This is a genomic window from Enterobacter sp. kpr-6 (genome assembly GCF_900116015.1).
GTDB lineage: Bacteria > Pseudomonadota > Gammaproteobacteria > Enterobacterales > Enterobacteriaceae > Enterobacter_D.
On sequence record NZ_FOYH01000002.1, the window covers coordinates 893726 to 902536 of the forward strand.

At 51.9% G+C, this 8811-nt stretch carries 9 protein-coding genes, 2 tRNA genes and 2 rRNA genes; 5 read left to right on the forward strand and 8 right to left on the reverse strand.

Going from position 1 to position 8811, the window contains the following annotated elements:
• The first annotated feature begins 103 nt into the window (after positions 1-103).
• A complete protein-coding gene (locus BM373_RS08915; RefSeq protein ID WP_090461097.1) occupies positions 104-874 on the forward strand; it encodes an amidohydrolase in 771 nt (256 codons plus the stop codon).
• 116 nt (positions 875-990) lie between these two features.
• Here the strand turns inward: BM373_RS08915 and BM373_RS08920 are convergent.
• Both BM373_RS08920 and dnaQ read right to left on the reverse strand, forming a co-directional pair.
• Positions 991-1067: transfer RNA gene (locus BM373_RS08920), tRNA-Asp, on the reverse strand.
• Positions 1068-1194: 127 nt separating this feature from the next.
• The gene (gene dnaQ / locus BM373_RS08925; RefSeq protein WP_090461098.1) at positions 1195-1926 is read right to left on the reverse strand and encodes a DNA polymerase III subunit epsilon; all 732 of its coding nucleotides are present in this window, start codon (positions 1924-1926) and stop codon (positions 1195-1197) included.
• 64 nt (positions 1927-1990) lie between these two features.
• Here dnaQ and rnhA point away from each other — a divergent pair, with 64 nt between their 5' ends.
• The gene (gene rnhA, locus BM373_RS08930; RefSeq protein ID WP_090461054.1) at positions 1991-2458 is read left to right on the forward strand and encodes a ribonuclease HI; all 468 of its coding nucleotides are present in this window, start codon (positions 1991-1993) and stop codon (positions 2456-2458) included.
• Here the strand turns inward: rnhA and BM373_RS08935 are convergent, their stop codons facing one another.
• Entirely contained in the window at positions 2459-3175 is a 717-nt protein-coding gene (locus BM373_RS08935; protein ID WP_090461055.1) for a class I SAM-dependent methyltransferase, read from the reverse strand.
• A 33-nt stretch (positions 3176-3208) separates the two neighbouring features.
• Here BM373_RS08935 and gloB point away from each other — a divergent pair, with 33 nt between their 5' ends.
• Together gloB and mltD are read left to right on the forward strand one after the other, a co-directional pair.
• Complete coding sequence (gloB, locus tag BM373_RS08940; protein WP_090461056.1) at positions 3209-3964, forward strand: hydroxyacylglutathione hydrolase; 756 nt, start codon at positions 3209-3211, stop codon at positions 3962-3964.
• A 72-nt stretch (positions 3965-4036) separates the two neighbouring features.
• Positions 4037-5404: a murein transglycosylase D gene (gene mltD, locus BM373_RS08945; RefSeq protein WP_090461057.1), complete on the forward strand. Its 1368-nt coding sequence runs from the start codon at positions 4037-4039 to the stop codon at positions 5402-5404.
• A 43-nt stretch (positions 5405-5447) separates the two neighbouring features.
• Here mltD and BM373_RS08950 read toward each other — a convergent pair whose 3' ends face one another.
• On the reverse strand, positions 5448-6218 hold the full coding sequence (locus tag BM373_RS08950) for a class I SAM-dependent methyltransferase (protein ID WP_090461058.1): 771 nt from the start codon (positions 6216-6218) through the stop codon (positions 5448-5450).
• Between the two features lie 75 nt (positions 6219-6293).
• Positions 6294-7094: an endonuclease/exonuclease/phosphatase family protein gene (locus tag BM373_RS08955; RefSeq protein WP_090461099.1), complete on the reverse strand. Its 801-nt coding sequence runs from the start codon at positions 7092-7094 to the stop codon at positions 6294-6296.
• A gap of 150 nt (positions 7095-7244) precedes the next feature.
• Here BM373_RS08955 and yafC point away from each other — a divergent pair, with 150 nt between their 5' ends.
• A complete protein-coding gene (gene yafC / locus BM373_RS08960) occupies positions 7245-8141 on the forward strand; it encodes a DNA-binding transcriptional regulator YafC (protein ID WP_090461059.1) in 897 nt (298 codons plus the stop codon).
• Positions 8142-8353: 212 nt separating this feature from the next.
• On the opposite strand, the gene BM373_RS08965 is transcribed toward yafC, so the two are convergent.
• The 3 genes from BM373_RS08965 to BM373_RS08975 form a co-directional block, all read right to left on the reverse strand.
• A tRNA-Asp gene (locus tag BM373_RS08965) sits at positions 8354-8430 on the reverse strand.
• 54 nt (positions 8431-8484) lie between these two features.
• A 5S ribosomal RNA gene (rrf, locus tag BM373_RS08970) occupies positions 8485-8600 on the reverse strand.
• Between the two features lie 96 nt (positions 8601-8696).
• Positions 8697-8811: ribosomal RNA gene (locus BM373_RS08975) — 23S ribosomal RNA — on the reverse strand; the annotation flags it as partial.

Consider the following 8811-nt stretch of genomic DNA (forward strand, 5'->3'; position numbering starts at 1 on the left):
TGACCGCCTGCAAACCCCGCCTCGCGCGGGGTTTTTTATTGCCAACACATTCCCGTTTTCCCGTGCTACAGTGAGAAAAAGCTGTTAAACGGGGAGAATGACTGTGCCTGGTCTGAAAATTACGTTGTTACAACAACCGCTGGTATGGATGGATGGCCCGGCCAACCTGCGTCATTTTGATCGCCAACTGGAAGAGATTACCGGGCGCGACATTATCGTTTTGCCGGAGATGTTTACTACCGGCTTTGCGATGGAAGCCGCACAGCAGTCCCTGTCGCAGGATAACGTGGTGACCTGGATGCAGACGAAAGCCCGCCAGACCAACGCACTGATCGCCGGTAGCGCAGCGCTGCAAACCGACGCCGGCGCGGTGAACCGTTTTCTGCTGGTCGAGCCGGACGGAAAGGTTCATCACTACGATAAACGTCACCTGTTCCGCATGGCGGACGAGCATCATCACTATAAAGCGGGCACGGAGCGCGTGGTGTTTGAATGGCGCGGCTGGCGGATCCTGCCGCAGGTCTGTTACGACCTGCGCTTCCCGGTCTGGTCGCGCAATCGCGATGATTATGACCTGGCGCTGTACGTCGCAAACTGGCCTGCCCCGCGCTCGCTGCACTGGCAGTCGCTGCTGGTTGCCCGTGCGATTGAGAATCTGGCGTATGTGGCAGGCTGCAACCGTGTCGGCACTGACGGCAACGGGCATCACTATCGGGGCGACAGCCGGATCGTCACACCGCAGGGGGAGATCTTAGCCACCGCTGAGCCGCACCAGGCGACGCGCATTGACGCAGAACTGTCGTTAACGGCGCTGAAAGAGTACCGCGAGAAATTCCCGGCATGGCAGGATGCGGACGGATTTACGCTGGAGTGATTTCCTGACCCCTCTCCCGGGTGGAGAGGGAACAGGTCCCGTGTCGCCCTACCCCGGTGTACAGACGTAAAAACGACAAAAGCCTGAATCATTGCTGATTCAGGCTTTTTGAATAGTGGCGGAACGGACGGGACTCGAACCCGCGACCCCCTGCGTGACAGGCAGGTATTCTAACCGACTGAACTACCGCTCCTCTGTTCCCGTGGGAACGAGGCGAATATTACGGATTGCCTTGCATGGCGTCAACGCTTTTTCTTCGGTTTTTAACTGGTTGCTGCAAAATCCACCCAAACGCTTTAATTTACATCATTTCTTTGTGCTCAGGCGCGCCACAGGCAACTGCCACCTTTCTTCTGGATTAAATCAAGCCGTGACTCATGCGCCATAAGCTCTTCATCGCAGGCCTTCACCACACGAAGTTTGCTGGCCTGACGAACAATACGCTGAATGCCCGTATCGTCCTGGCGCTGTTGGTTTTCACCTTCCATGGAAAACGCCATGGAGGTTTGACCGCCCGTCATTAACAGGAAGACGTCCGCCAGAATTTGGGAGTCGAGAAGCGCCCCGTGCAGCGTTCGCTTGCTGTTATCTATCTCATAACGTGAGCAGAGCGCATCAAGGCTGTTTCGCTTGCCGGGAAACATTCTTCGCGCCATCGCCAGGCTATCGGTGATCTTACAAAACGTCTCGGTTTTGGGGATCCCACGATTTAGTTTGGCAAATTCATAATCCATAAAGCCGATATCGAACGACGCGTTATGGATGACCAGCTCAGCGCCCTGAATATATTCGATAAAATCATCAGCAATATCGGCAAAGACAGGCTTATCCAGCAGGAATTCATCGGCTATGCCGTGAACGCCAAAGGCTTCCGGGTCAACGAGACGATCGGGCTTCAGATAGACGTGGAAGTTATTGCCGGTCAGACGCCGGTTGATGACCTCAACCGCGCCGATCTCAATAATCTTATGTCCTTCGTAATGAACGCCAATCTGGTTCATACCGGTGGTTTCGGTATCCAGGACGATCTGTCGTGTAATAGCAGTGCTCATGTCGGTCATTTATGTCAGACTTGTCGTTTTACTGATCGTTTCAATTACAGGAAGTCTACCAGAGATGCTTAAACAGGTAGAAATTTTCACCGATGGATCTTGCCTTGGGAATCCAGGACCGGGTGGTTATGGTGCCATCTTACGTTATCGCGGGCATGAAAGAACCTTTAGCGAAGGCTACCGGCTCACGACCAATAACCGCATGGAACTGATGGCAGCCATCGTCTCGCTTGAAGCCTTAAAAGAGCATTGTGAAGTGGTACTGAGCACTGACAGCCAGTATGTGCGTCAGGGCATTACCCAGTGGATCCATAACTGGAAGAAGCGCGGCTGGAAAACGGCAGAGAAAAAGCCGGTTAAAAATGTCGATCTGTGGAAACGACTGGATGCCGCGCTGGGACAGCATGAAATCAAATGGGAATGGGTTAAAGGCCACGCAGGCCATCCTGAGAATGAACGCTGCGATGAACTGGCGCGTACCGCGGCCATGAATCCAACTCAGGAAGATGTCGGTTATCAGCCGGACGCCTGATCAGGGTTTACGGTATTGACGCGTGGCTCCCACGGCCTGCCTCACGCGGGCCTTGGCTTTACTCTGCTTCATGGGATTTAGCGTCAGCGGGATGGTTCTTTTACGCGCGACAATGAGCTGCATGCAGCCGAGGGCAGGCAGATGCGTACCCAGCATTTTGCCCCCCTGCTTTGTCCATGGAATAACATGGAAGCCGCTGTAATGCAGCACTTCAAAATTCAGTAACGATAGCCAGTCAAGCTGCCGCCGCAGGGTAAACATGCGGCTCTTATAAAGCGGAGATTTCCGTTTAAAAGGGATCGTCTTACGCAAGCCCAGCAAACTTACCGGATTAAATCCACTTAAAATCAACCATCCGTCATCGATCAGCACCCGGTCAGCCTCGCGCAATAAACGATGCGGATCCTGACACCAGGTCTGCGTGTGAGCCAGTAAGCAGGCATCCACTGATTTATCAGCAAAGGGAAGATGAAGCGGATCGGCCTTTACCTGCAGACCTTCGCCTTGCAGGGAGACATTGACCTGATGTGAAATAGCGCAACTTTCGGCATTGATTTCCGCGCTGAGATTGCCGATCTTAAGTAAGTGAAAGCCATAGATTTTCGCCAGCCATGGTTTCAACTGCTGTTCCAGCGCGTCGCGATAACGCTCTCCGCCGGGAACGTCAGCCCAATGCTCGGGCGCGTTGAACGCCTGGGTTATCCTTGCCGGTTTCATCACAACCTTCCGCTACGCTTTGAGAGGTAATATATGAATCTTAACAGTATTTCTGCCTTCCAGGATAACTACATCTGGGTGTTGAGTAATGATGAAGGCCGCTGCCTGATTGTCGATCCTGGCGAAGCCGCGCCAGTCCTTACTGCCATCAAGAAAAATCACTGGCAACCTGAAGCCATCCTGCTGACCCATCACCACAACGATCACGTAGGAGGCGTTAAAGAACTGCTGCAACACTATCCCGATCTGGTGGTATATGGTCCGGCGGAGACGAAAAATAAGGGCGCGACCAAGATTGTTGCTGAGGGCGATAACGTTATCATACTTGGGAATGAATTTAGCGTCTTTGCCACCCCCGGTCACACTTTAGGACATATCTCTTTCTTCAGTTTTCCTTATCTGTTTTGTGGCGATACGATGTTCTCCGGAGGCTGCGGTCGACTATTTGAAGGCACGGCAGAGCAGATGTACCAATCTTTTCTTAAGATTGATGCCCTTCCTGAGGAAACGCTGGTTTGTTGTGCACATGAATACACTTTAGCAAATATGAAGTTTGCTAAAAGCCTGCTTCCGCACGATTCGTTCATAAATGATTATTACAATAAAGTTAATGACTTACGTGCGAAAAATGAAATGACTTTACCTGCAATTCTGAAAAATGAACGGCACATAAATTTATTTCTACGCACGCAAGATCCTGATTTAATTGCCGTAATAAATAGAGAAACAAATTTGCAACAGCCTGAAGCGCGATTCGCATGGTTGAGGGCAAAGAAAGATAACTTCTAAAACTCATACTTGTCTTCTGTTGGCATCGCCGTTATCATCGCTCGTCTTTTAAGCAACTATTGACACACACACATGAAGGCAAAAGCGATTTTACTCGCCTCTGTCCTGCTTGTGGGTTGCCAGGCGTCTAATCACGATGGCAATGTACAACAGCATGCACAGAGCCTTTCTGCAGCTGGTCAAGGGGAAGCAGGAAAGTTTACGAGTCAAGCACGATGGATGGACGATGGAACATCTCTCGCGCAGGATCAAGACTTGTGGGCTTTCATCGGTGACGAGCTAAAGATGGGAATTCCGGAAAACGACCGGATTCGCGAACAGAAACAGAAGTATTTGAGTAATAAGAGCTATCTCCACGATGTAACCTTACGGGCAGAGCCGTATATGTACTGGATAGCCGGGCAAGTTAAGAAACGTAACATGCCGATGGAACTGGTACTACTACCCATAGTGGAGAGCGCTTTTAACCCCCATGCGACGTCTGGCGCTAATGCCGCAGGCATCTGGCAGATCATTCCGAGCACGGGGCGTAATTATGGTTTAAAGCAGACACGCAATTACGATGCGCGTCGTGATGTTGTGGCGTCGACTACGGCCGCGCTCGACATGATGCAACGCCTGAACCAAATGTTTGATGGCGACTGGTTGTTAACGGTTGCTGCCTATAACAGCGGTGAAGGGCGTGTACTGAAGGCAATGAAAGTGAATAAGTCACGCGGGAAGCCGACTGATTTTTGGTCACTTTCACTGCCACAGGAAACCAAGATCTACGTGCCAAAAATGCTGGCCTTGAGTGACATTCTTAAGAACAGCAAAAAGTATGGCGTTCGTCTGCCTTCGACAGATGATAGCCGTGCGCTGGCGCGCGTCAGATTGAGTAGTCCGGTTGAAATGAATCAACTGGCCGAAATGGCGGGAATTTCAGTGAGCAAGCTGAAGACCTTTAACGCAGGCGTAAAAGGTTCAACGCTCGGTTCTGGCGGACCACAGTATGTAATGGTTCCGCAGAAACACGCAGATCAACTGCGTGAATCACTGGCTTCCGGCGAGATCGCTGCCGTACAGCCAACGTTGGTCGCGGATAATACTCCGATGATCGGCCGCAGCTATAAAGTACGTTCTGGCGATACGCTTTCAGGTATTGCGACACGCCTTGGGGTGACCACAAAAGACATCCAGCAATGGAACAGTCTGCGGGGTGCAAAACTGAAAGTAGGTCAGACGCTGAACGTCGGTGCGGGTAACAGCGCGCAGACGCTGGCGAAAAACAGCGATAGCATTACCTATCGCGTTCGCAAAGGTGATTCGTTGTCCAGTATTGCCAAGCGTCACGGCGTGAACATCAAAGATGTGATGCGCTGGAATGACAGTACGGGCGATTTGCAACCCGGCGATCAGCTCACGTTGTTTGTGAAAAACAGCGCGACGCCAGACTCATAAAACGCTGTAAAAAAGGCACCGATTTCTCCGGTGCCTTTTTCATTTACGCTGCTTTTTGCCCCTCGACCATAACGATATCGCTGGTAAAAGAGCCATCCGGTTGCAGTTCAAAATACTCTTTCACCTCACGGGACGCGCTATCCTGATACAGTCTGATGGCGTCACACAACGTCTGTGGCGTGCGCATACGTGCAACCCAGGATGCGAACTCCAGCACCAGCCGATCGGTCGTCAGCGTGCGTGTGATGAACCCTGACTCCGTCATCATAGACAGCCACTCACCGGAAGAATAATTGCGTACGTGTGAGGTATCGCGCAGCGCTTCAACCGTTTGCAGCCAGATATCACGTACAGGGTGGCCCGGAGACATCACATCCATGATGATCACTACACCGCCAGGTTTTAACACCCGCTGTACCTCTCGCAGTGCTTTACCCACATCATGCCAGTGATGCGCAGAATAACGGCTGATAACGACGTCGAACGTTTCATCAGCAAAAGGCAGCGCCTCGGCGTAACCTTGTTGGGTATCAACGTTATTCAGCCCTTTATCTCTGGCAGCTCCCGCAACAACCTCCAGCATCTGCGCGGATAAATCATAGGCGGTTACGCGTGCAACTTCCCCCGCGATGGCAAAACTGGCGTGCCCTGCCCCACATCCCATATCCAGAACGTGCGCATGATCGAAACCCGCCAGACGTGCGCGAAGCTGTTGCAGGTCACGGCCAGACGCATGTACGGCGCTGTTTAAATAGGCATTTGCCTGGGAGCCAAACTGTTTTTCGACGTTGTCATGATGGGATTGCGTAGTCATTGTGTTGTCCTTCGGTTTAGTGAAAAGAAAGGCAGCACCTCATCAGGCCTGCCCTACGGCAGACCTGACTCGCCTTTATTTGTCAGGTTTGCCGGGACTGAATTCAACGAGTAGCGGGTTGTGGTCGGACGCGCGGGTAACCAGCACAGATGCTTCGTCCACGTTCAGACCACGATAAAAAATAAAATCGAGCGGGCGACCAAACGCACGGCGGCGATTGTCGTCAGTGAAACGCACCTGGCGCAGGGACATCTCTCTTGAGAAGCGATAGAGCGCATTCATGCGCGGGCGGCTCCAGGCGTTAAAATCACCCGCCATAATCACCGGGCCATTATGCCGGGCGATCTGATCGCCTATGGGCAGGAGCTGCTTGCTGTAAACATCCACACCCAGACTAAAGTTGACTGCATGAACGTTAACGACCATCAGCAAGCGGGTATCCGGCAGCGGATAGACCGTTACCAGCGCAGATTTTGCCAGCCGTAAAATAGGCTCGCGCTCGCGTAACGGGCAGCAATAAACCGGATGGGCGGAGGAGAGCGTCATGACGCCAGAGGGATGCTGAGGCAGTACGAAAGCAGGAACCTGGTCGGCAGCCAGATAATTGGTGGTTGCAAACCGCACCAGCTCGGGCGTCGTTTGCGCTTCCTGCAACAGAACCAGATGAGCATCCTTACCAAAACTTTGCAGCACCGACAGCCATTCAGCGCGCTGCTGTTTGAAGATGTTCCACACCAGTACGCGGATTTTATCTTCACTACTTAAGGGTGCTCCGGCAGGTAATGCCTGGCCGATAGTCGCATACGACCCCGGCGGCAAAATTCGCTCCGCGGGTTGTCCTGCTATATAGCGCATGGCATAGGTATTTTTTCGCACTTCAGCTTCAAACCTCTTTGACGGCAGCTCTTCAGTTATAGGGATTTTAGCGCACACTTTCAACGCCATTCGGTAAATCATCCAGAATGAAGGATGATTAATTAACAATATTGCTTAAAATAACCTGTCTGAATTGCAATTGGGGCAATAATGAAAGCGACATCAGAAGAGCTGGCTATCTTCGTAGCCGTAGTGGAGAGCGGCAGTTTCAGCCGGGCTGCAGAGCAACTTGGTCAGGCAAATTCCGCCGTAAGTCGGGCCGTTAAAAAACTGGAAATGAAGCTCGGTGTCAGCCTGCTCAACCGCACCACCCGCCAGCTTAGTCTGACAGAAGAAGGCGAGCGTTATTTTCGCCGCGTTCAGGTGATTTTGCAGGAAATGGCGGCGGCGGAAAATGAAATCATCGAAACGCGCCTCGCTCCGCGCGGATTACTGCGGATTGATGCCGCCACGCCTGTTATCCTGCATTATTTGATGCCGCTTATTCGGCCTTTCCGTGAACGTTACCCGGAAATGACCCTGTCGCTGGTATCTTCTGAAACCTTTATCAATCTGATTGAGCGTAAAGTTGACGTCGCAATCCGCGTCGGTCAGTTGACCGATTCCAGCCTGCGTGCCCGCCCTCTATTTAGCAGCTACCGACGGATCATTGCTTCACCGGAGTATCTTTCACTTCACGGTACACCCACGACGGTGGAGGATCTGGCGCAGCACACCTGTCTGGGCTTTACAGAACCGGCCTCTCTGAATACCTGGCCATTAGCCTGTCGTGACGGGCAACTGTATGAGATTAATTCCGACATATCATCTAACAGCGGTGAAACGCTGAAACAGCTCTGCCTTAACGGTAACGGCATCGCCTGTTTATCTGACTATATGATCGATAATGAAATGGCGAGCGGTGAACTGGTTGAAGTGCTGGCCGATAAACGCCTGCCCGTAGAAATGCCTTTTAGTGCCGTGTATTACAGCGACCGGGCGGTCAGTACCCGCATCCGCGCTTTTATCGATTTTTTAAGTGAACATGTAAAAAAAGGCCAGAATTAACAATATGATGCACTTAAGGCGGCGAAGATATTTTCCCGCCTTGAGCCAATTAATGGTATCCGGGTCTGGCAGTCACGATCACCGCTGTTTACCTACGTCATCGAGCGCTTCCATCATCGGACTGAGCAGGTAAAGGAACAGTTTCATAGTAGAAGGACGTCTTAAAACACAAAAAAGCCGTACCTCGTGAGAGGTACGGCTTTCTTAATAAGTGGCGGAACGGACGGGACTCGAACCCGCGACCCCCTGCGTGACAGGCAGGTATTCTAACCGACTGAACTACCGCTCCACCGAATTTCTTTGTCACGACCGGATTAGTGCCTCCGGTTTACTGCAATTTGATGCCTGGCAGTTCCCTACTCTCGCATGGGGAGACCCCACACTACCATCGGCGCTACGGCGTTTCACTTCTGAGTTCGGCATGGGGTCAGGTGGGACCGCCGCGCTAGTGCCGCCAGGCAAATTCTGTTATCAACACGTCCTGTGACCTGTTGATGGTATCTGTATCAGAGCTGAAAATTGTCTCAAATCACGCCAAAACAGCTTCGGCGTTGTAAGGTTAAGCCTCACGGTTCATTAGTACCGGTTAGCTCAACGCATCGCTGCGCTTACACACCCGGCCTATCAACGTCGTCGTCTTCAACGTTCCTTCAGGACCCTTAAAGGGTCA